We start from the raw sequence: 21,787 nt of genomic DNA, 5'->3' as shown, positions 1-21,787 counted from the left end.
TTGCTAAAACAGACAGCCAACACACCTTTTCTTTTTATCTCCTCAAAACGCACTCTTACTTCGAATGCGGATTCATTTTCTGCTTTTTCCTATAGACTCTTCTATAAGAATAAGAAGAGTATAACGAGATTTTTCAGCAAAAATTATCAACAACTTCTCCTCCAAATAGAAAAAGTTGATGAAATCCCAGAAACCCTTTTCATCTTTATGAAAACACTCCTTTAATCCTTTTTTATTTGTACTAGTCCTTCTTCCACTATACCGTTTTTTTAATTTTTTTTCATAAGAACTAACCAGACAAAAAAGCCTATTTGTATAAGCTATTTAAGCTAAAAAATCAATAGACTCAAATTGTCATTTTCGTTATTTAAATGTTTTATATAAACCATTTGTTTTTCTTAATAATTTTTTGCTCTATCATTTTTTATCCGCATTTTCTTCTATTTAACACATTTAGTTCTTCTTGATTTTTAAGAATAGATACAGTAGCATAAGAACAACTAGTTCTTTCACTGGCAATTGTCAATATCGCTTAGAAAAGAATGCTCTATCTGTATTATCTGAAAAATCAAACAAGCGTAACCAATAGAAAGGTGGTTATTATGCATAACTTATTAACCAAACAGGAAATTCAGTTGCTTTCCCTAATTGAATACTTGTATGACAGTAAAGAAAAAGTCCCCATGCAAGTACTCCGGCGAAAATATGAATTTTCCCATTACAATATCAACAATTTATTGAATCAATTAACTTTATTAATTTCTCGAGTCAATACACATGAAAATGTACATATTCGCATTATTAATAATCAACAGTCCATAGAATTAGTCGCCGATGAAAATATCCCGATTGAGTTAATGAAAGAAGCCGTAGTTCGCGGGTCATTAACTTATATGTTAGCCTTAGATTTACTTTTAAAACGCTATACTTCAGCCAAAGATTTCTGTGAAGAGCATTTCATTAACTTTTCTATTTTTAAACAAGTCAGTGACCGTTTAAACAATTATCTAGCTAGATTTAATTGTTATTTAAATTTAAAAAGGCGAGAAAAAATTTGTGGCAAAGAGAAAGATTTTCGTAGTTTCTTTTACTCCTTATTTTTCATTTCAGGAACGTCTCTCGTTCCTTTTTTATCTAAAACCAATCAAGCGCAATTGCAGAATTTTATTGAAATCATCAAAAACCGTTATCCTTACTTTACATATACCGATTTACGCAAATTAAAATTAATTATGTCCATAGGTTTACTCCGTTACCAATCTGATTTTACAATCAGCGATTATCCTGAAATTGCTACGATCAATTTAGCCTTTCCTTATTCAGAATTTCAATTATTAGTGAATGATTGTTTTATTAATGAACAAAAAGAACCCGACACATGGCGGGCTGAAATTCGTTTCTACTATGATTTTTTCAGCACATTAACGATGTATTCACTTGAACAAATAGAAACGGTCAACTTTGCCAACTTAGCGATTATGGGCATGGATGAAAGTCCCCATGTCACCTGGATTTTTGAAAAATGTACGCAATTACAGTTGGATTTAAGCGCAATAGAAGTAGTCTTTTTGTTGGTTAATTTATCCAATGCCAGTGAACGACTGATTCATTTCCCTGTGGAAGAGGAATTGAGCTATGAGGTTGCTAATGTCTCTTTGTATGAAAAACAATACCCAAACGTTTCACGAACAACCAACTATTTCTTAAAACGTTTGCCTTTTGACAAACAACATCCACTAGATGCATTATTTAAAGAAACCATTTTTTTAATTATTCGGAGTGTTTTATTAAACAAACAAATTCCGGTTAAAATTTTACTTCATTCATCTATTAATCAGATACAAGAAAATTGGTTAGCGAAGGAAATCAATAATTATTGCGATGTTCCTTTGAAATTTGTTAATCATATTCAAGAAGTGCCTGACTTAGTCATTACTGACAAAAATAATCCGCTTTTTCACGCCAGTAAAACCTTTTATTGGCATCCCGTTCCTTATTTAGACGAATACCATAACTTAAAACAAGTCGTCCGCAAAATTTATTTTGCCAAATTACGTGGGGAAAACAGTTTGGAGGGAATCGGATGTTAACAGGATTACTTGATGTACCTTATCGTAAAAGTTTTGCTCTTTTAGAAGAGTTACTCGAACGTCGTGAAGCAGAAGAGCAAACATTGGCGATTTCTACTTTAGCCACTCAATTAAAAATGCAACAAAATACCATTCTACAATCTGTAGCTTTGCTCCAAACAGAAATTGAAAAAAACGGCTGGGAGAACTTATTTTCTTTATCAGCAAATGCCAAAGAAATCACATTTTGGTTTGCACCCTATTTCCAACTATCGTTCTTGATGCCTTACTTTGTCAAAAAAAGTTTCGCATATCAAGTGTTGACCTATGCCTTTAATCATAATGCAATTGATAGCAAACATTTTGAAAAAGTCCTAGAAATTTCTTCGTCAACCTTTACACGAAAAATTGGTCAACTAAACCAATGGCTCCAAAAATATCAGATTGAAATCAATTTAAAACGTACCAATGTGTTGGTGGGCAAAGAAAAAGATATCCGGATTTTCTTTATGATGCTTTTTTGGAACAATTACTCTGAAGGGGATTGGCCGTTGCACACGATTACTAAAAAAGAAGTCCATAGTCTCTTTCGACGTTTAAAACACTCTGTTTCTTTCAATACAACACAAGATTTTACAAAAGACTTAATTTTTTCTGCGGTGATTTTAGCGCGTTGGAAAGAGGGCTTTTTTATCAAAGAAACTTTCGTAGAGGAAGAAGCGATTGTTAATCCCTTTGTTAATCTGAGTGAATTTGAATTATTTTTTAAAGAAGAAGCTTTACACCAAGTTCCAACAAAATTTATACAAAAAGAAGGGCTTTTTGCCTTTTTCTTATTAACGATTAGTGTCAGCTACGCCACACAAGAGGTCTTGGAAATTCCAGCAGCACGGATGCATATGGTCCAGCTATTAGGCTCACCCATTAAAGAGATCATTTATCAACTGACGTCTTTTTATCAAATTAAATTGACATTTCACGAGTACCTTTATCTATATACTTCTATCCAAAATTTAAGTGTCTTTTTTAAGACCTTTGTTACGATTGCCAATCCATTTGTGCAAGAAAGCTTTTTAAAAGAAGCACTTCAAAAAAATCCGAGTCTCTACAAAGATGTGAAGCGACTTACAATTGAAATGCTTCCAACATTGATGGGCAATGAAAAATTGTTAGTTGACTGCTTGTTCATTCTTTTCTGTACACTGAAAACGAAATCTTTACCACCGATTCGTGTCTTAGTACGGACTAACCAAAGTAACTTAATTTTAGATACCCTTTATGAAAAGCTAAGTAAAGCCGTGGATAAAAAATTAATTTTTGTCGCTTCACCAGAAAAGCCTTTCGATGTAATTATTACAAATATCTTTTCAGAAATTAGTGTCAAATCAACGATTCCTACTTATTATGTTGATTTTTCCGCTAGCATTGGTGAACTAGCGCAGAGCTTAGAAAACTTAAATACACAAATTGTCACCAAACAAAGTCCACGCCACTTTTAAAAGTTTTCACGTGAAACATTTTAAGTGATAAAAATTACAAAAAACGCCAAAAGGTAGCAGAAAAACTGCTACCTTTTGGCGTTTTTTACGAAAATTTTCAATGTTCCACTCTAGTGATACCGAAACGTAGAACATTCATTTACTAACTACTCATTTTACATGACGTTGTTATTTTCTGTCACCAATTCTAGCTCTTGCAAGTAATGATCCAAAGTCGCATGATGTTGATCGACATCGGCTAACTCTGTTTCAATTTTAGCTAAACGCGTGTTCATACGTTGAATTTCCGTTAGTGTTTGTTGTAAAACGTTTAAAATCCGTTCATCGTTAGGCATTGAAATCACTCCTTGTCCATTTATAGTTCTGAGCCGTGTTCAATCTCTTCAATCGTTTCAAGAGACAAATCTTTGGCATCATTTTTAGCTTTGTGGAAGACCATATATAAAATAGTACAAACGATTGGGATACAGCCTGCTAAGAAGTACATTTGTTGGAATGACATAAAGTTACGTAATTCACCTAAAACGTACGGACCAACCCCTAATCCAAGGTCTAAACCAATGAAATAAGTCGATAAAGCAATCCCGATACGGTGAGGACTTGGGCTTTCTTGAAGACAAACCGCTTGGCCATTTGACATGAAAGTCCCATAACCTAAGCCAATTAACCCACCTGAAACTAATAACATCCAACCCGACGTAGTCATACTTAATAAGAACAGGCCTAGTGTTAAGAAAATGTAGCTCGGATACATGACGTAGCGTTCACCTTTGACATCGAAAATCCGACCTGTCGATGGACGTGTTAAGGTAATCACGACCGCATAGACGATAAAGAAGAAAGTGCTGACGTCAACTAAATCGATTACTTTGACATAAGAAGATAAGAAAGACAAGACACTTGAATAAGCAAGACCCATTAAAAAGGCGATAAATGTAATAAATAAAACTTTCTTTTCAACAAAACTATCAAAATTCCATTTAGATAAAGCTTCACGATGTTCAGGTGTTAACTCAATATTTTTCACTGGGAAAATGAAGCAAGCAATGGTTGTTAACAAAATTAAAATAATTGAAAAGTTAATAATGACATGGAAGTTGGAAACATTTAACAATAACATCCCAATAAATGGCCCAATGCCGGCTGCTAAACTAGTACTCAAACCATAATAATTGATCCCTTCCCCTTTTTTGTTTTTAGGGATATAGGCGGTAACAATTGCGTTGGTCGCTGTCGAAACGGTTCCGTAACCAAACCCATTTAAAAAACGGACCAGATAAAGAATGCCCATACTTGGCATATACATATACGCAACAGTCGTTAAAAGATAAAACAAAGCCCCATAACGTAAGACTTGTTTGCGCCCAATCAGTTCAAGGAGTTTTCCCATGAAAAGTCGTGCAAGCAATGTCCCGATGATGTAAATTCCTGAGGCCAAACCCGCTTGACCTAAAGTAGCGTGTAAGCTATCTTGCGCAATCACCGCAATAATAACCATTAATAAATAATAAACAAGATAGACAATGAAATTAATCACTGTAATACTGATAAAGCCTTTATTCAAAAGCTTTGTTGGTGTTTGTTCTGTCATAATTCTTTGAATTCCTCTCTCTTTTGTTCTGTTTATTTTGTGTTGCTATTTTTCAATAAAAGACCGCTATCCCCTCACTTTGATGACTTATCAAAAAATTTTCTGAAATTCATTTGCAGTTATTACTATACGAGATATCCGTTACAAAAAAATGTAAATTTGTGAATGATAAACGTTATCTACAAATAACTTCAACAAATGTTGTTGATTTTTGTTGAAGAAAGAGTCCTCAACTATTCTCAAAATATCGAATGGTTGAGGACTCTTTCTTTTAATTAAAAATAAGTTCACATCTATTACAAACTGTCTATAGTTTGACTCTGTATGTCTAAGACATCGGTTACTTTTTTACCAAATTGTCCTTGGACCGACTTTTCTAAGCCAGTATTTGCATTTTCTATTGAGCGTTTGGCTTGTCCTAAAGCATTTTTTTCCCTTCGCTTGCTTTTCTGTACTTTTTTACTCTGTTGTTGTAACAGCGATAAACCGAGAGACTTCGCTGTTACTTTTTGCAGATTCTTTTGGTATTCTTTCCATAATTTCTCCAATAACTCCATGAATATCCTCCTTCGTTAACTTTCCCGCTGTGCATTTAATTTTCTATACGTTATTTCTAACTCTTCCCTCTGACGGTAAAGTTTTCTCTTAGCATGACTTACTTCTTCTGAAAAGTCATATTCTAATCGGCCAAGCGCTTGTCTCGCTTGTTGTAGTGGTTGCTGATTTTCGGCAATCATTCGAATAGCAGACTGAATGTTATAATAGGTTTCTTCAGCGAGTTGTTGGCTTTTTCTCTGATAAGAAGCTAAGAGCATTTCTTGCTCATCTAACTCCCGCAATTGTCTGCGGCATCTTTCTAGCTCATCGGCTGTCGTCATGTTAAGGCTCCTTTCAGTTGGTTCGCTAATTCTTGATCTCTCTGAACCAATTCATTTATTTTAGCGGTAATTTGTTGGGTTAATTGAACAAATGAAGTTCTAATACGATTGATTTTGCTGAATTTTTGCTGGAAATATTCCAGATCTTGGTCAACCATCGTTTGTTTCGTACATTGGACTTGATCCATCGCCTCTCTCATTTCTGCATACGAAAGTTCTGGTGTATGTCGTTGAATGAGTTGCAATCCGTTTTCCCAATCTTCTTGTAATTCTTGCATCACTTTTTTGTAAATATGTAGGCACTCTTCCATCGCTACATCAAATTGTGATGCGGCGACTTTAACAACCGCTAAAGCTTGACTATCTTCTAAATAAATCCGTTCATTACTAGATAATCCGCCACCGCTCGCCGTTAAAGAAACACGTAATTCATTCAACTGATTAAATTGTTTTAGTTGTTCTTGAAGCCATTTGTTTTCTTTTTTTAAACGGTTGATTTCTGCCAATGTCTCAGGATTCGTGCCGTCGTAAGTCTCCAGCCCACGGATTCTATTTTTATTTTCTAAAATCTGCTGCGCCAGGATGGTTTGCTCGATTGCAACGCCACCATGCCCATCTGAATAGACAGCAATATCGCCAAATTTATCAATATAATTACCGGCATCATCAGTTTTAAACATATCCAAATCATGGCCGAACGTCTTTTTAACCCAACCGACAATTACGCCACTATAATTATCAACTCCAAAACTATAAAAAGGAATTTTCCCTTGTCCACCTGTTACAAAACTGCTGGTGACCGCATCTGAAGTATCATAGAAATTAATAATTTGACCTTTGTAGTTTTTAATTTGTTCGTCTGTCAATCCTGAACCAGCCGCACCATACGTGATGGCATTGTAGCCTTTCAAAACCGCAACGTAAATTGCTTCGGCACCACCAAGAGAATGACCCGTCGTGTTAATTGTATAGCCAGCTTCAGGAGAATATTGGCGCTCAATCTGACTGGCATATGTTAAAGCAGATTGGAACGCTCCAGCTTGGTGTTTGTCATTAAAGCCAATTTCTCGAAAATTGGTTTTCCAATCTTGCCATGATTTGGTACCAGCGTAGACAATGGTGAGATTTTGGTTGATTACGGATTGGGGATAGCCTGGTACATTTTTTAAATCAACCTCTTCTTTACCCTTGTATTCATCTTTGAGTTCTGCTACTGTCATGGCTTGCATGCTATTACTTCTTGGTTCATGTTCGTACCCGAGGGTATCTTTATCAGTATCGATGGTATTGATTACAAGGTACTTCGCCCCTTTGTATTTAATAACATCTCCTGAATTTGTTGTTTCTTTCTGCACTCCATATACTGTTTCAGAAAATTTCCGATAGTTATCCATTACTTTATCCCTCCTTCATAATACATAATTTTATTCTTGGACATTGTTACAGAAGTTGGCTGTTCTTTTTCTTCTAAAACATAATTATTTCTCGTATTTCCTGGATCCAAACTATAGCGAAATTTTCCTGTTTCTGCTGAGATAGTACTTAATGTTGTATTATCTTCATACACATCGTTAATAATAAATTCGACCTCTAAACCTTTCATTGGTCCTATTGAAAAACTTGTAAATTCTATTTTGGTAATGTCGGAGTATTCTCTTAACGCACTTAATTTATTAAAATACTCCTCTTCTGAAATACTTCCTTTTCCCTTATTAAACTCTTGATAAATCTCTTCGACTTTTTTTTGATTTCTCGTATAAATCCGATAGTTATTATACAAATAGTTCGCTAAGTCTGTTTGGATTTCGTGTAGTTTTGCTTTTTCTTGTTCGTCCATGTACCATTTCCCTCCAATTCCTATGATTAAAATAATGAGTAATCCGATTAACCATTGCTTCCTATGTTTCACTGATTCACCTCCTTGTTCTTTATGTACGATAGTTATCCATTACTTTATCCCTCCTTCATCATACACAATTAAGTCTTCTGGCATTCTTTCCTTTGTAGGTTTATCTTTTTTTTCAATGTAATAGGGACCTTTGCCTGTACCGTTTGTTATGCTATAAATGAACTTTTCAGTTTCTGCTGATATCGTGTCTAAATCCACTTCTTCTTCATACACGTCGTTGATGGTAAAATAAACTTTTAATGTATTCATTGGTCCTACTATAAAACTAGTAAATTCTACTTTGTTGATATTAGAGTATTCTCTAATACTTTTCATTTTTTGTAGATATTCTTTTTCTGTTATTGAACCATTTCCTCGATTATATTTTTTCTTTATTTCTTCCGATTTTTCTTTATTTTTTGTATAAATCCGATAGTTATTATACAAATAGTTCGCTAAATCTGTTTGGATTTCGTGTAGTTTCGCTTTTTCTTGTTCGTCCATATACCATTTCCCTCCAATTCCTATGATTAAAATAATGAGTAGTCCGATTAACCATTGCTTCCTATGTTTCACTGATTCACCTCCTTGTTCTTTATGTACGATAGTTATCCATTACTTTATCCCTCCTTCATAATACATAATTTTATTCTTGGGCATTGTTACAGAAGTTGGCTGTTCTTTTTCTTCTAAAACATAATTATTTCTCGTATTTCCTGGATCCAAACTATAGCGAAATTTTCCTGTTTCTGCTGAGATAGTACTTAATGTTGTATTATCTTCATACACATCGTTAATAATAAATTCGACCTCTAAACCTTTCATTGGCCCTACTGCAAAACTGGTAAATTCTACTTTGTTAACGTCGTAGTATTTTGCAATCTCATCTAATTTATTTGAATACTCTCGATAACTCAAGTCCCCATTTCCCTTATTATATCTCTTCTCTAATTGTGCTCTTTCTTGCTCATCAAATGTATAAATTCGGTAGTTATTATACAAATAGTTTGCTAAATCTGTTTGGATTTCGTGTAGTTTCGCTTTTTCTTGTTCGTCCATGTACCATTTCCCTCCAATTCCTATGATTAAGATAATGAGTAATCCGATTAACCATTGCTTCCTATGTTTCACTGATTCACCTCCTTGGTCTTTATGTACGATAATTGTCTACTACTTTATTCCTCCTTCATAATAAATAATTTTATTCTTTAGCACTGTTACAGAAGTTAGCTGTTCTTTTCTTTCCAAAACGTAATTATTTATCGTGTTGCCTGTGTTAAAACTATAGCGAAATTTTCCTGTTTCTGCTGAGATAGTACCTAATATTGTATAGTCTGGATAAACATCATTGATAATAAATTCGACATCCAAACTATTCATTGGTCCCACTGTAAAACTGGTAAATTCTATTTTGTTGATATCGGAGTATTCTTTTAGTTTTTCAAGCTTGTCAAAAAACTCTTGTTCTGTCAGGGAACCTTTACCTCTATTAAATTCTTTAAAAATTTTCTCTTCTTCTTTTTCGTTCACTGTATATAACCGATAGTTATTATACAAATAGTTCGCTAAGTCTGTTTGAATTTCGTGTAGTTTTACTTTTTCTTTTTCGTTCATATACATTGCTCCTCCAATTCCTATGATTAAGATAATGAGTAGTCCGATTAACCATTGCTTCCTATGTTTCACTGATTCACCTCCTTTTTGCCACGCAACGACTTTTTAATTAAATTTTAACAAAACCACCTATCAAAGGAAAGTTATATTTAATCTAATTTTAATAAACTGGATAATATTAAAGAATATAAAAAAAGAGTTTGGACAATCGCCCAAACTCTTCTGAAAAATCTTCTCTATTTTCGTCCTAAAATCCATGAAACGATGGCAACTAAAATCACTGCCCCGATAATCGATGGCACAATAGCCATCCCAGCTAAGCTTGGTCCCCATGTGCCTAAAATGGCTTGACCAATTGTTGAACCAACTAACCCTGCAATGATATTGGCAATAATGCCCATCGATGATCCTTTTTTAGTAATTGCTCCAGCGATTGCCCCAATGACCCCGCCGACAATTAATGCCCAAATAAAGCCCATGATTGTTTCCTCCCTTTAACTGTTTATTCTACACGTGGTTCCATATTTTCTTTGACTTGTTCTGTTCCTTTATTCACAGCTTTTTTTGCTTTTTCTGTTTGTTCAGAAGCAAATTCACCGGTACTTTTGGCAGCGCCTGTGACTTTATCTTGAACCGTTTCGCTATCTTCTTCGTATTCTTCTTTTGATTTGATATCAACTACGTTAACATTCACTTCAATCACATCTAAGTGGGTCATTTTTTTCACTTCACGACTGATTAATTCTTTCATTTTTTCGTAAATGTCTTGAATATCTTTGCCATATTCTACCACGATATCCATATCAACAGCGACTTGTTTTTTACCAACTTCGGTATCAATACCCGCTGTGACGTTATCTGTGTTTACTAATTTTTCAGCAATATTTGAGAAAAAGCCGCCATCGACTGTTAATAGACCATCGACATTTTCTAAGGCTAAACCGATAATTTTTTGAACGACTTTATCTTCAAATGTTAATTCACCTTTGATTGCATGATCTTCTGGTGTGTGTGGTCCGTTTCCTGCTGGTTTTGGTACATTATTGAATTTTTCGTTACTCATGGTTCATTCCTCCTAGTTTCTTCTATTATTGCTTTATTTTTAATAAAATAATAACCAATTATTGAACACGAGGTACCGTGTTTTCTTTGACTTTTGTCTTGCCTTTAGTTACCGCATGTTTGGCTTTGTTGGTTTGTTTTGACATAAAACTACCTGTCGCTTCAGCGGCGTTGCCAAGTTTATCTTGGACTGTTTCACTTTCTTCTTGGTACTCTGCTTGTGTTTTGATATCTACTACGTTGACATTGACTTCGATTACTTCCAAGTGAGTCATTTGTTGGACTTCGCGAGTAATAACCTCTTTCATTTGATCATAAATGGTCTCGATATCTTTCCCGTATTCGGCTACAATGTCCATATCCACTGCGACTTGTTTTTTGCCGACCTCGGTGTGAATGCCTGTTGTAACATCTTCACTGTTAATCATTTTATCTCGTAAATTCGAGAAAAAACCACCGTCCACAGTTAACAAACCGTCGACTTCTTCCAAAGCAATGCCAATAATTTTTTGGATTACTTTATCCTCAAACGTCAACTCACCTTTAACAATCGATACATTTGCATTTTCCATAGCCAAAACCTCCTATTTATGATGAAAATAATTTTTGACAATGCCTGTCTGTTCCAAATACAAACCTAGCCAAATACCTAGTCCTGTCAGGAGTACTACTAACAATGTTTTAAAGAAGCCGATTGACAGAAACAAGATTGCAAAAACCAAGCCGACTAGGCCACCAATTAACGGAACGGCATATTGTTTTATCCATTCAACCATTGTACATCCCTCCTACTCCACACGTGGTTGTGTTTGCTGTTGTTGTGGTCGTTTCATTGATTGAATATCTTCAAAATGAACATCAATCGTAATCTTGTGACCAGTTCCCACCAAACGAGCAAGCCGTTCTTCCATTGTTTTTGACCAAGCTTCTGTTTGTCCAATTAAATCTGCCGTTCGTTTCAGTGTGCCTTTGACATTGACCTTAATGCGCCGTTTTGTCGCCTTTACACGAATGGTTGGTGCTTCCAGAAAGTCACTGTCTTGCAAGCTAGAGCGTACAAATCCTTCGATGGCTTTACGGTGTAACACTAACTTTCCTTGCTCTTCTTTTAATTCAAACGTGCCTTTTCTTCTTGGGAATAAAAGAATGAATAAAAATAGAAAGAGCATAATTCCTAGTAAAACCAGCGCTACCCAAAAGATTGCTTGACGTGCGTACTCGTTGTCTTGCAAGAACCATTGGACATTATCTGGTGGTTGCCAAGCTGTATCGGCTGACCAAGTGGTGATGGCCACCGCGCCAAATAATGCCATTAAAATCAGTGAACCTAGAAGCAAAAGTATTTTAACAACTTTATTCACGGAACATCCCTCCTAAAGATTAATTGCTTCTCCACCAGTTACGCCATAAACTTGAGCCGTAACATAACTTGCATCATTGGACGCCAAGAAAACATAAACAGGGGCTAATTCAGCAGGCTGACCTGCACGTTCCAGTAAAGAATGTTGCCCAAATTCTGGCAACTCTTCAATTGGTTGTCCATGATCTAACTGTAACGGTGTCCAGATTGGTCCTGGAGCCACGCCATTTACCCGAATGCCTTTTGGTGCCAGTTGTTTTGCTAAACCAACGGTAAAGTTGGCAATTGATGCCTTCGTTGCTGCATAATCCAACAAATGCTCACTGGGATTAAAGGCTTGGACGGAAGTCGTTGTCACAATGCTACTTCCGGCAGGCAAGTGAGGCACTGCTGCTTTGACAATGCCAAACATCGCAATAATATTAACATGGAAAGTGTCTATCACTTGTTCCATTGGCAATTCTTCAATAGCGACACAGGAAATTTGTTGGGCTGCATTTAAAACAAGGGTATCCAAGCCGCCTAATGCTTCATGAGCTTGTGCAACCAATTTTTCAGGTGCCTGTTTATCTCTTAAATCTGCTGGCAAAAGAACGACTTTTCGGCCAGCTTCTCGTATATAGTGCGCCACTTCTTCGGCGTCTTTTTCTTCACCTGGGAAAAAATGTAAGGCGATATCTGCGCCTTCACGAGCAAAAGCAATCGCCGCAGCTCGTCCAATCCCAGAATCACCGCCTGTAATTAATACCCGACGATTTTCTAATTTGTGATTTCCGACATAGCTGTCTTCCCCACAATCTGGTTTAGGGACCATTTTGTCCTGTAATGCGGGAGTTTCTTGATCTTGTTGCGGAAATCCATCACTATAAAATAACTTTCTTGGGTCTTTTAAGTTTGGTTCTGTCATTAAATCTCCTCCCTTTCTACTATTACCTTAATACAATTTTTTCTTTTTGAAAAATATTTGAGCACATAAAATAAAAAAAATATTTTTAATACTCATTAAGCGAAATTTTTGGCAAAATTATCTAAAAGCTGATTTTATTTTTCAAAATAGCGTTTAATTGACCTTTTTTATCAACATTTGTTATTGACATATGATGTCCAATTCGCTTAAATAAGAAAGAAGCCCAACAGGCAAAAACAAAAATATTTAGAGATAATTGAGGAGTTACCGCCAATGAGAAATGTTTTACAAGACTACTTAGATGAACATTCCTTTCGAGTCGTTGTAAAAAAGAAGAAAAATTATTTAACTTATGAAGGACTGCAAGATCGTTATGCCTATATTTTAAAAAGTGGCATCATCAAAACTAGCGTTATTTCCAAAGACGGTCGTGAATTTAATTTACGTTATATCAACAATTTGGAAATTGTTTCATTGCTACGTGATGAATATTCAGAATTTATTGATGCACCTTTTAATATTCGCATCGAATCTCCACAAGCAGAACTTTACCAAATCGACCGTGTTCAATTTTGGCGGGATATCAATAATAGTAAAGACTTGCAAATGTATGTCAAAGAATACTATCGGGACCGTTTAATGCATTCCATGAAAAAGATGCAGCAAATGTTGATGAATGGCAAATTTGGGGCCGTTTGTACACAAATCTATGAAATGTACGATTCATTTGGCGTAGAAACAGAGGAAGGTATTTTAATTGATTTCGTGGTGACCAATGAAGAAATTGCGCATTTTTGTGGGATAACTTCTGCTAGTAGCGTTAACCGGATGATGCAGCAACTAAAAGAGTTAGGGGCAATTGAACTACGTAACCGCAAAATTTTGATTAAAGATTTAGATATGATTAGAGATAACATTATTGTTTAACATCAGTACCCCCCGCAAGTTTGACCTTGCGGGGGTACTTTTTCATCCACTTGACAACACGTATTACACGTATTAAAATATATCCTGTCAGGAGGTATTGTGCACATGCCAATGACACAAAAACAAATGGTCAAATTGCTAAAAAAGCACGGTTGGTTACCAACCGATGGTGGAAAAGGCTCCCATATAAAAATGGAGATGTCTGGCAAAAGACCCATCATTATCCCACACGGAGAATTGAAAAAAGGAACCGAAATAGGGATTTTAAAAGAGGCAGGGCTGAAATAGCCTTCCTCAATGATTGATAAGGAGGCATCATTCATGCTAATTAGTTATCCTGCATGTTTCTACAGTGTCGAGAATGGTTACTATGTTTATTTCCCAGATATAGGTGGTTCTGGTACGCAAGGAGATACAATTCCTGATGCAATTGCGATGGCTTCCGATTATTTAGGTATGATGTTATCTGATGATATTGAACATCAAAGAACAATCCACCAGCCATCTCCTATCAATACGTTGTCATTAGAAGATAATAATCCCTTTAGAGATGACGATGACTTTAATTTTAACCTTGCAGACTCGTTTGTTTCTATGGTAAATGTAGAACTAAATGATTATTTAGGAACAAATACGTTAGTCAAAAAAACCGTCACCATTCCCAAGTGGTCTGATGAACTCGGGAAAAAAAATAAATTGAATTTTTCTAAAACCTTGACCGATGCCATCGTTGAAAAGTCGCTACATGTTTTAAAGTAGCCTTGAGAAAGCACCCCCGCACGCTTGACCTTGCGGGGGTGTTTTTTATTTTTCAGTGACAATATTCACAGGAAATTGTCCATAATCTAAATTAAATGTCCGACCAGCCGTCAGCTGAAGCATTTCTTTTTTCATGCCTTCCGCCAAACGTGCATCCCCAAAACTTTCAATCATATCAATAACGGTGATTACTTCTTTATAATATCTCATTTTGCCAGTGTACAGATAATACGTAAGATTTTTTAAATAACGTAAGTTAAAATGAATATAGTAGATTTCGGCAGGAATCGTGGTAACACTCATTAGCGCTAAATATTCCCGGGCTTTCGCATAATTTTTCTTATAAAGTTGCGCTGTAATGATATTTAGGTAAAAACCATAGGCGACATTTAATGTTTGGGTATCACGTAATTCAGCATCTTTGACAGGAAACATCTGCTCAAGAATCTGAAGGACTTCGTTTTCAGAAAATAACGCCCCTGTATTAGTCACCATTTGATAATCGTAATATGTATAGTAGCTTTTGCTAGAGATAAGTGCGAGAATTGCCATTCGATCAGTTTCATCAAATTCTGGAATTTCCTCCCAATCATTACTGAAAGTTAGCTTAATATCTGTATAAATAGACATCTCTACTGCGTTTTTTTGGGGATTGCGCTCTAATTGATAAAAGTAATGAATCAGGTTCTTTTTTTCACTTGTATTGTTCAACCCCATTTGACAACATTCAATTTGATGCATAATTTTAGATGAAGCCGTACTTCTTGTTTCAGAGACCATATGAAAAAATTCATTAAAGGTAATCCCAAGTGACTGTAATGCTGTCATTAAATCCTCGTAACTTAGCTTGGCTTCACCAATTTCGATTCTTCGATAGGTTTGTTTCCCTTTTTTTGGTAAAACATCTTTCTGAGCAATTTTTTTCTTTTTTCTAAAATACTTTAATGCCTCTAACACATCCATAATATGCTCCTTTCTATTAATAAGTTAATATTAAGTATTATTTTTTTATTAACTAAAATATACTATTTTCTAAAAAATTATTTCTATGAACTTTAATATTATCAAATAATCGAATAATATATTTGTTTGAATTATTTTTTCGCACATTATAATTGTTAGACGTCAACAAATTTTAAAAAAACTTTTCTAATTCGTTCTTGAAGAAACTAAGATATCTGTCTTATAATGAAATTCAATATAACTCAGAGCAGGAGGTGTCGCAATGTTTGGTTTCAATATTAGTTTATTTCTTATTACTCGGTTCCGTTAAACCCGCTCTTCACTAACCATTGTACAATCAATTTCCTTGAATATCTATTTCATTTTTATTAAATAACATTTTTAATAAAAGTACATATATTTTTATTTTCGGATATTTTCTTTAATTAAATGAAATATATTTATTAAAACAAATAAATTACATTCAATTAAATCAGAAGGAAACAGATTGTAGCAAGTGAAGAAAAAAACAGCTCTTGAGTGATATTTTCTCAAGAGCTGTTTTTCTATTTTATTTCAAAAGCGGTTTGCGTTGTGGGGTTATTACTTAATAAGGTATTTTTATACAGTAAATAGTACGCTGCCGCTGACCAACTAAAGTTTTTCGTACTTAGGCCTTTCCCTGTTAGTGGATCATAATTTTCATGAATAGGTCCTTCTCCCATCAATCCTTCGGCATGTAAGAAGAGTTTTTGTGTCATTTCTTTTGCTTCTTTTGTATAGTCATAGTTTTGAAGAGCTTCTACACCAAACAAGGCTTGATCAAGCCAAACTGGTCCCCGCCAATATTTCGTTGCAGCAAATTTTTCATTGTCTTTGGATGCCGTTGGGAATGGCATAAAGGTATTGAACATTTCTTGATTCATCATGTTTTTCTTAACTGCCGCCGCCTGTTCTTTGGTCGCTACTTTTGCCCAGAGCGGCAACCAGCCTTCTGTTCCTTTGCCACGATTGACTAACAATTTTGTTTTCGAGCCGTCTTCATTTATTTGTAAGTCATAGAAGAAGCCGGTTTTTTCATCAAACATATTTTCTTGAATATATTTTTTTAGTTTCTTCGCTTCTTTTTGATAGTTCTTATAGTCCTCTTTTTTGCCTAGTTCTTCTGCTATCGAAGCTAAATAGCCCTTTTCAGCGTAGAGATACGCATTCAAATCCACTGATTCTTGATTAATCGAATACCCCACTACTTTTCCTTTATTTTTGTTTTCAAAAACTTTAACTCCGACGTCGCCTTTGCCCACACCTTCTTTGTCAAACCGTGTAGCGTTATCCATGCCACTTTCCCACGCGGCTGCTTCAATAACAGCATCATCGTCCACTTTAGGTTGGCCATTTTTATCTTTAATGATTTGATCCTTGTCGTCTTTTTGCCAGTGGGCATCACTGACCATGCTTCCATATTCTGCTATCCCATTTTTATTGTGGTCTCTGTTGGTATACCACCAATTATGATAAGCCACAAGTTTGGGATACATTTCTTTTAAAAATTCCTTATCTTTGGTTTCTTGATAAATATGCCAAACTGCCCATGCAGCCAATGGTGGTTTAGAATTTCGTTCATTCCAGTTGCCACCTTCACCACCACGCGCACTGTCTTGATTGTAAAAGACAGCATCAATGATCGCTCCTGCATCTTGTGGACGTACGGTATCATCTTTTTGAATTTGATAATCAAACAAGGCCCGCATATTATTTTTAGCTAACTCAGGATTAAAATCAGCCGTTGCTACATCCGCTTTCCACGAATCCCAAGCCCACATACCAATAAACCATTTATAAGACATGGACGGAACAATCCCGTCATGCTTAAAGGCACCTGCCGCACTTCGCCAATTGGTATTAATCGTTTCAATCGATTTGACTAGCGCATTTTGATATTCAGGAAATTCTGCTGTTTTCTTTTGATCAAACGTTTTATCTAGATATCCTTGCCATCTTTGCTTGTTCTCTTTGAAATAGCGCGCCGCATTTTTGGTATATTCGGGTGCTTGTTGTTGTTCCTTTGCCTCTTCCTCTTTTGTAAAAGTATAGCTTTCTGTCGTATAGGTGTTGTACGTTTGTTTAGGCTTCAATTCAATTGGTTCAGCGGTCGCTGTATAATTCCGATTATCAATTTTTGTTGAAACTTTATCCGCATGATGAATCGTATATTTTGTGTCTTTCGTAGCAAAATAATTCCACGTTTCTCTGACTTCAACAAAATTCACTTGAATGTCATTGTCTTTAGCAGTTAAACGAGTACCAATATCTAAGGTTTCCGTTCCCTCTTGAATTTTGTCAAAGACCGCACCTGTCCAGCTTGCTTCAAGTGACAAGGGATCTTCACCAGTGTTTTCAAGTGTCGTTTGGATAAGCGCCGTTCGATTGCTGACAAAAATTAAAGCTAAATGAATCGTTACATCGTCTAATTCATAGGTTTGCTCTAGGCGCCCAGGATAATAAGACAGGTCCATGCGGTTGCTTTGGCTTAAATCATAGGTTTCTCCCGTTTTTTTATTTTTGACCGTTAATTTGTTTAAACTTGCCGCCAAGTTTACCGGATATTCTTCCGCAATAATCAATGGCCCCGCAAAACCACCCAGTAGCTCTTTATTGCTTTTTTCAGGTAAATAGTAGCCATGCCATGCACCTAAATCAGAAAAATTATTAAAATAATTGGTATCGTATACGCCATTCGTCCGTTCAGTTGGTGATGCACTCACATCTAAAACATTTGCAAATTCATCAACTTTTGTTCTTTCAACACTTGCTTGCACTTCCCCGCTTAACGCAAAACAGCTGACTACGGTGATTCCTAACGCTAACCAAGTAGACACCCGTTTCTTTTTTGATAAACCCTTCATAAAACCCCTCCTATAAAATGATAGCGCTTTATACACTGATTTATTATCAGCAAGGACTATGCCAAATGGAGTGTATCCCTTTTTATTATTGAAAGATTCAACTTTCTCTAGAAAAAAAGCGACCGTATCGAAGTGTATTGATCAAAAAATAACGAGTGTATCGATAGTGTATTTAGTTTATGCTTGATTCTGTTTTATTTTCGTAGCTTCCACAAATTTTTCAGTAATTTTTTGCGGTCGTGTAATAACAGATCCCACCACCACGCTATAGGCACCTAGCTCCAGAACACGTTGGACTTTTGCTGGCGTATCAATCATTCCTTCTGCAATGATTGGTGTAGTAAAATGCTTCTTTGCTTCTCTTAACAGTTCAAAATCATTTTGTTCAATCCGCTGATTTTCACTTTGCGGCGTATAGCCGACTAACGTTGTGCCAATATAATCAAAACCTAACTCCGCCGCTTCAATCATCTCTTCCAGCGTGGAACAATCCGCCATCCATTCTTGGTTAGGATACTTTTCTTTTATTTTTTTGAAAAATGTGGCTAACGTTTCGTCATTTGGTCGTTTCGAATGGGTTGCATCGAGAGCAATAATTTCTGGCTGAACAGCCATTAATTCATCTACCTCACGCATAGTTGCGGTAATATATACTTCTGCGTCAGGATAATCTCGTTTAATAATCCCAATGATTGGTAAATCAACCTCTTTCCGGATTGCTCGAATGTCTACCACAGAATTTGCTCGAATGCCTTTAGCCCCTCCTTGTTTAGCGGCCAAAGCCATCTTGGACATGATAAAAGAACTATGCAACGGTTCGTCTGCCAACGCTTGGCAAGAAACAATTAATGCCCCTTTGATTTCTTTATTCAACATTGATCCCTCCAATTTAAAAGCGATTACAAACACAGTATACCTACAACAGCTGAAATATGCCACTCTCCCAAATAAGAACAAACGTTTCACGTGAAACAAAAGAAAGCAAGCGGTTAAGGCTTTCTTTCTTTTGTTCCCATTTAGCATTTCACCTTAAAATATAGCGGATTTGATTATATCATGATACGATAATTCATATCGATAAGAAAGAGGTGATAAAATTGACAGAATACATCTACTTAGCTAGCGAGCAACCTTTATCTACAGGCAGTATAACTTTAAATGGACTGAGCAATCACACGGGCAATCTATTAAATAAAGAGTTCTTCTTTTTTATAAATGATTTTGAAGGTGAGTCACCAGGTAAATTTTCATACAGCAACTATTTAAAAACATTGAATTATCAGGTTTGCTCTATGTGTTCTCTACCGTCAGATAATCAAAATATTGAAACACCCTCAGCAGTCGCTCTTCTTGGCTACATCCGAAATCATTTTAAAAATACCTGCACAACTAAGTTATATATTTTGTCCGCTTTAAATGGTTTTGAAAACAAACCGATATCAAAAATAGTTACTCGTACACTGTCTGATTTATCTTACAAAGATTTATATTATCAAGAGATGAAACTTTTAAAAATTATTCGTTAATATACTTATAGTGGTCTATCAAAAAAAGAATATTTATTCCGTTACATAAACTTTGAAAAAATGAAAAATAAGACCTTCAACATACTCTATCCTGTTGAAGGCCCTTCTCTCTTATTTAACCCTTTAATTTTTACGACCCTCTAAATAATCATACCCAAAATGTGCATACGCAAATGGCGTTGCAATTCGTCCTCGTGGTGTTCGTTTAATGAAACCTTTTTGAATAAGATAGGGTTCATACATATCTTCCACCGTTTCGGTTTCTTCACCGATATTTACAGACAAGGTACTTAAACCAACTGGACCGCCGCCGTATAAATCAATCATTGTTTTCAACAATTTTTGATCGACATAATCCAAGCCTTGATGGTCCACTTGCAGCAAGGTTAACGCTTTGTCTGCAATCGCTCGGTCGATTTTGCCATCTGATTGGACTTGGGCAAAATCACGGACACGTTTTAACAAACGATTAGCAATTCGGGGGGTTCCTCTTGAGCGGCGCGCAATTTCAAAGGCACCTTCCTCAAAAATCTCCGTTTGAAAAATATCCGCGGAACGGAGAACGATTTCTTTTAAATCCTGCTCTTGATAATACTCCATGTGAGAAATAATCCCAAAACGATCTCGTAATGGCGCTGAAAGCATCCCTGCCCGTGTGGTAGCGCCCACTAAAGTAAAAGGCGGTAACGGAAAATGAACGGGATGTGCCGTGGTTCCTTGACCGACCATGATATCAATGTAAAAATCTTCCATTGCGGAATACAGCATTTCTTCCACCACTCGCGGCAAACGATGAATTTCATCGATAAATAACACATCACCAGGCTCTAATTCGTTCAAAATAGCGACTAAATCTCCCGCCCGTTCGATGGCTGGTCCACTTGTGGTACGAATGTTCACATTCATTTCATTGGCGATGACCATCGCCATTGTCGTTTTCCCTAAACCTGGCGGACCATAAAGAAGAGTATGATCCAACGCTTCATTCCGATTTTTCGCCGCTTCAATATAAATCGTTAGTTCTTGTTTTACTTTGTCTTGACCAATATATTGTGCTAAAAATTGTGGACGTAACGATTTTTCAATTGAAGCTTCTGCTTCTTGACTTGCAGCTGAAAGCAACCGTTCTTCTTCTGTCATCGTTATTCCTCCTTAGCGTTTCATCATGAATTTTAACGCATTGCTTAAATAGACATCTGTCGTTGTCTCACCTAACGCTTCCAATTGCTTAGTGATACGCTTAATCTCTCGGTCACTGTAGCCTAGGGCACTTAATGCTTCTAACGCTTCTGCCAATGCTTGATTGCTTGTTGTCACCACTTCGGTTGCGGTCATGGCCGCAACCGCTGCTTCGGAAGACTCTAATTCCCCTAATTTTCCTTTTAAATCTAAAATCATTTGTTGGGCTGTTTTCTTGCCAACACCTGGGAACTTCGTTAAATATGTAACATCTTCCCCTTCAATTGCATTGATTAAACCACCATGATCAGCCACAGAAGCCATGATAGCTAAACCACTTTTAGGGCCAATTCCAGAGACACTGATTAATTTTAAGAACAATTGTTTTTCTTCTAAACTGCCAAAACCAAATAATAGCTGTGCATCTTCCCGCACGACTTGGTGAAGATATAGTTTAATATCCGTATCCATTTTTCCTGAATAGCGATACGGGTTATCAACTGAAATCTGATAGCCAATGCCATTTGTTTCAACGACAATATAGTATGGGCTAACAAACGTTACTTTTCCAATAATATATTCGTACATGTTGTCACCTTTCCAATTGCTGATTGCGTACATATGTTCCATTTTAACACAAAGCATCAAAAAGCCATAGCGGAGAATTTTTATCATCGACC

The 21,787-nt window shown here is 36.0% G+C and carries 26 protein-coding genes; 6 read left to right on the top strand and 20 right to left on the bottom strand.

Going from position 1 to position 21,787, the window contains the following annotated elements; translation table 11 throughout:
* The first annotated feature begins 602 nt into the window (after positions 1–602).
* Both IGL86_RS00410 and IGL86_RS00405 read left to right on the top strand, forming a co-directional pair.
* Positions 603–2,090, top strand: a complete 1,488-nt coding sequence (locus tag IGL86_RS00410) for a helix-turn-helix domain-containing protein (protein ID WP_010775476.1) — start codon at positions 603–605, stop codon at positions 2,088–2,090.
* Complete coding sequence (locus tag IGL86_RS00405; protein WP_010711884.1) at positions 2,084–3,568, top strand: helix-turn-helix domain-containing protein; 1,485 nt, start codon at positions 2,084–2,086, stop codon at positions 3,566–3,568. The genes IGL86_RS00410 and IGL86_RS00405 overlap by 7 nt, the downstream gene beginning before the upstream one ends.
* 155 nt (positions 3,569–3,723) lie before the next feature.
* On the opposite strand, the gene IGL86_RS00400 is transcribed toward IGL86_RS00405, so the two are convergent.
* The 15 genes from IGL86_RS00400 to IGL86_RS00330 all read right to left on the bottom strand — a co-directional run bounded on the left by IGL86_RS00400 (position 3,724) and on the right by IGL86_RS00330 (position 12,868).
* Entirely contained in the window at positions 3,724–3,903 is a 180-nt protein-coding gene (locus tag IGL86_RS00400) for a hypothetical protein (RefSeq protein ID WP_002381345.1), read from the bottom strand.
* 20 nt (positions 3,904–3,923) lie between these two features.
* Complete coding sequence (locus IGL86_RS00395) at positions 3,924–5,159, bottom strand: MFS transporter (RefSeq protein ID WP_002356101.1); 1,236 nt, start codon at positions 5,157–5,159, stop codon at positions 3,924–3,926.
* Positions 5,160–5,455: 296 nt separating this feature from the next.
* On the bottom strand, positions 5,456–5,722 hold the full coding sequence (locus IGL86_RS00390; RefSeq protein WP_050443841.1) for a hypothetical protein: 267 nt from the start codon (positions 5,720–5,722) through the stop codon (positions 5,456–5,458).
* 9 nt (positions 5,723–5,731) lie between these two features.
* The gene (locus IGL86_RS00385) at positions 5,732–6,037 is read right to left on the bottom strand and encodes a hypothetical protein (protein ID WP_016630651.1); all 306 of its coding nucleotides are present in this window, start codon (positions 6,035–6,037) and stop codon (positions 5,732–5,734) included.
* Positions 6,034–7,431, bottom strand: a complete 1,398-nt coding sequence (locus IGL86_RS00380) for a DUF2974 domain-containing protein (protein WP_033625678.1) — start codon at positions 7,429–7,431, stop codon at positions 6,034–6,036. The genes IGL86_RS00385 and IGL86_RS00380 overlap by 4 nt, the downstream gene beginning before the upstream one ends.
* Positions 7,431–7,946, bottom strand: a complete 516-nt coding sequence (locus IGL86_RS00375) for a hypothetical protein (RefSeq protein ID WP_033594356.1) — start codon at positions 7,944–7,946, stop codon at positions 7,431–7,433. Before IGL86_RS00375 ends, IGL86_RS00380 begins: the two co-directional genes overlap by 1 nt.
* A gap of 39 nt (positions 7,947–7,985) precedes the next feature.
* A complete protein-coding gene (locus IGL86_RS00370) occupies positions 7,986–8,501 on the bottom strand; it encodes a hypothetical protein (RefSeq protein WP_033625650.1) in 516 nt (171 codons plus the stop codon).
* Between the two features lie 39 nt (positions 8,502–8,540).
* Positions 8,541–9,056: a hypothetical protein gene (locus tag IGL86_RS00365; protein ID WP_331457583.1), complete on the bottom strand. Its 516-nt coding sequence runs from the start codon at positions 9,054–9,056 to the stop codon at positions 8,541–8,543.
* 39 nt (positions 9,057–9,095) lie between these two features.
* Positions 9,096–9,611 carry a hypothetical protein gene (locus tag IGL86_RS00360; protein ID WP_033625541.1) on the bottom strand — a complete coding sequence of 172 codons (516 nt, stop codon included), beginning with the start codon at positions 9,609–9,611 and terminating at the stop codon, positions 9,096–9,098.
* Positions 9,612–9,775: 164 nt separating this feature from the next.
* On the bottom strand, positions 9,776–10,018 hold the full coding sequence (locus tag IGL86_RS00355; RefSeq protein WP_002356092.1) for a GlsB/YeaQ/YmgE family stress response membrane protein: 243 nt from the start codon (positions 10,016–10,018) through the stop codon (positions 9,776–9,778).
* A 23-nt stretch (positions 10,019–10,041) separates the two neighbouring features.
* The gene (locus IGL86_RS00350) at positions 10,042–10,602 is read right to left on the bottom strand and encodes an Asp23/Gls24 family envelope stress response protein (protein ID WP_002356090.1); all 561 of its coding nucleotides are present in this window, start codon (positions 10,600–10,602) and stop codon (positions 10,042–10,044) included.
* A 58-nt stretch (positions 10,603–10,660) separates the two neighbouring features.
* Positions 10,661–11,173: an Asp23/Gls24 family envelope stress response protein gene (locus IGL86_RS00345; protein WP_002396760.1), complete on the bottom strand. Its 513-nt coding sequence runs from the start codon at positions 11,171–11,173 to the stop codon at positions 10,661–10,663.
* 12 nt (positions 11,174–11,185) lie between these two features.
* A complete protein-coding gene (locus IGL86_RS00340; RefSeq protein WP_002356087.1) occupies positions 11,186–11,377 on the bottom strand; it encodes a DUF2273 domain-containing protein in 192 nt (63 codons plus the stop codon).
* 12 nt (positions 11,378–11,389) lie between these two features.
* Entirely contained in the window at positions 11,390–11,962 is a 573-nt protein-coding gene (amaP, locus tag IGL86_RS00335) for an alkaline shock response membrane anchor protein AmaP (protein WP_033625540.1), read from the bottom strand.
* A gap of 12 nt (positions 11,963–11,974) precedes the next feature.
* Positions 11,975–12,868: an SDR family oxidoreductase gene (locus IGL86_RS00330; protein WP_033625539.1), complete on the bottom strand. Its 894-nt coding sequence runs from the start codon at positions 12,866–12,868 to the stop codon at positions 11,975–11,977.
* A 273-nt stretch (positions 12,869–13,141) separates the two neighbouring features.
* Here IGL86_RS00330 and IGL86_RS00325 point away from each other — a divergent pair, with 273 nt between their 5' ends.
* From IGL86_RS00325 to IGL86_RS00315, 3 genes are all read left to right on the top strand, one after another.
* On the top strand, positions 13,142–13,795 hold the full coding sequence (locus tag IGL86_RS00325; protein WP_002356081.1) for a Crp/Fnr family transcriptional regulator: 654 nt from the start codon (positions 13,142–13,144) through the stop codon (positions 13,793–13,795).
* Between the two features lie 105 nt (positions 13,796–13,900).
* Positions 13,901–14,083, top strand: a complete 183-nt coding sequence (locus IGL86_RS00320; RefSeq protein WP_002367585.1) for a type II toxin-antitoxin system HicA family toxin — start codon at positions 13,901–13,903, stop codon at positions 14,081–14,083.
* A gap of 33 nt (positions 14,084–14,116) precedes the next feature.
* Positions 14,117–14,554, top strand: a complete 438-nt coding sequence (locus IGL86_RS00315) for a type II toxin-antitoxin system HicB family antitoxin (RefSeq protein WP_010707936.1) — start codon at positions 14,117–14,119, stop codon at positions 14,552–14,554.
* 45 nt (positions 14,555–14,599) lie between these two features.
* Here the strand turns inward: IGL86_RS00315 and IGL86_RS00310 are convergent, their stop codons facing one another.
* The 3 genes from IGL86_RS00310 to IGL86_RS00300 all read right to left on the bottom strand — a co-directional run bounded on the left by IGL86_RS00310 (position 14,600) and on the right by IGL86_RS00300 (position 19,278).
* Positions 14,600–15,517: a helix-turn-helix domain-containing protein gene (locus IGL86_RS00310; protein ID WP_010713649.1), complete on the bottom strand. Its 918-nt coding sequence runs from the start codon at positions 15,515–15,517 to the stop codon at positions 14,600–14,602.
* 545 nt (positions 15,518–16,062) lie between these two features.
* The gene (gene ygjK, locus IGL86_RS00305) at positions 16,063–18,402 is read right to left on the bottom strand and encodes an alpha-glucosidase (protein WP_430605622.1); all 2,340 of its coding nucleotides are present in this window, start codon (positions 18,400–18,402) and stop codon (positions 16,063–16,065) included.
* 177 nt (positions 18,403–18,579) lie between these two features.
* Positions 18,580–19,278 (bottom strand): N-acetylmannosamine-6-phosphate 2-epimerase, encoded by a 699-nt coding sequence (locus tag IGL86_RS00300; RefSeq protein WP_033625538.1) that lies wholly within the window; start codon positions 19,276–19,278, stop codon positions 18,580–18,582.
* 212 nt (positions 19,279–19,490) lie between these two features.
* On the opposite strand from IGL86_RS00300, the gene IGL86_RS00295 reads away from it, so the two are divergent.
* Complete coding sequence (locus tag IGL86_RS00295; RefSeq protein ID WP_025192084.1) at positions 19,491–19,928, top strand: hypothetical protein; 438 nt, start codon at positions 19,491–19,493, stop codon at positions 19,926–19,928.
* Positions 19,929–20,051: 123 nt separating this feature from the next.
* On the opposite strand, the gene ruvB is transcribed toward IGL86_RS00295, so the two are convergent.
* Together ruvB and ruvA are read right to left on the bottom strand one after the other, a co-directional pair.
* Positions 20,052–21,068 (bottom strand): Holliday junction branch migration DNA helicase RuvB, encoded by a 1,017-nt coding sequence (gene ruvB / locus IGL86_RS00290; RefSeq protein WP_002381340.1) that lies wholly within the window; start codon positions 21,066–21,068, stop codon positions 20,052–20,054.
* A gap of 12 nt (positions 21,069–21,080) precedes the next feature.
* On the bottom strand, positions 21,081–21,695 hold the full coding sequence (gene ruvA / locus IGL86_RS00285) for a Holliday junction branch migration protein RuvA (protein ID WP_002361491.1): 615 nt from the start codon (positions 21,693–21,695) through the stop codon (positions 21,081–21,083).
* Between the last annotated feature and the right edge of the window lie 92 nt (positions 21,696–21,787).

Origin of the sequence: Enterococcus sp. DIV0774 (genome assembly GCF_050539095.1) — a bacterium.
Classification (GTDB): domain Bacteria; phylum Bacillota; class Bacilli; order Lactobacillales; family Enterococcaceae; genus Enterococcus; species Enterococcus faecalis.
The sequence above is the reverse complement of the archived record's forward strand: the minus strand, read 5'-3'. Positions and strand labels throughout refer to the sequence as shown.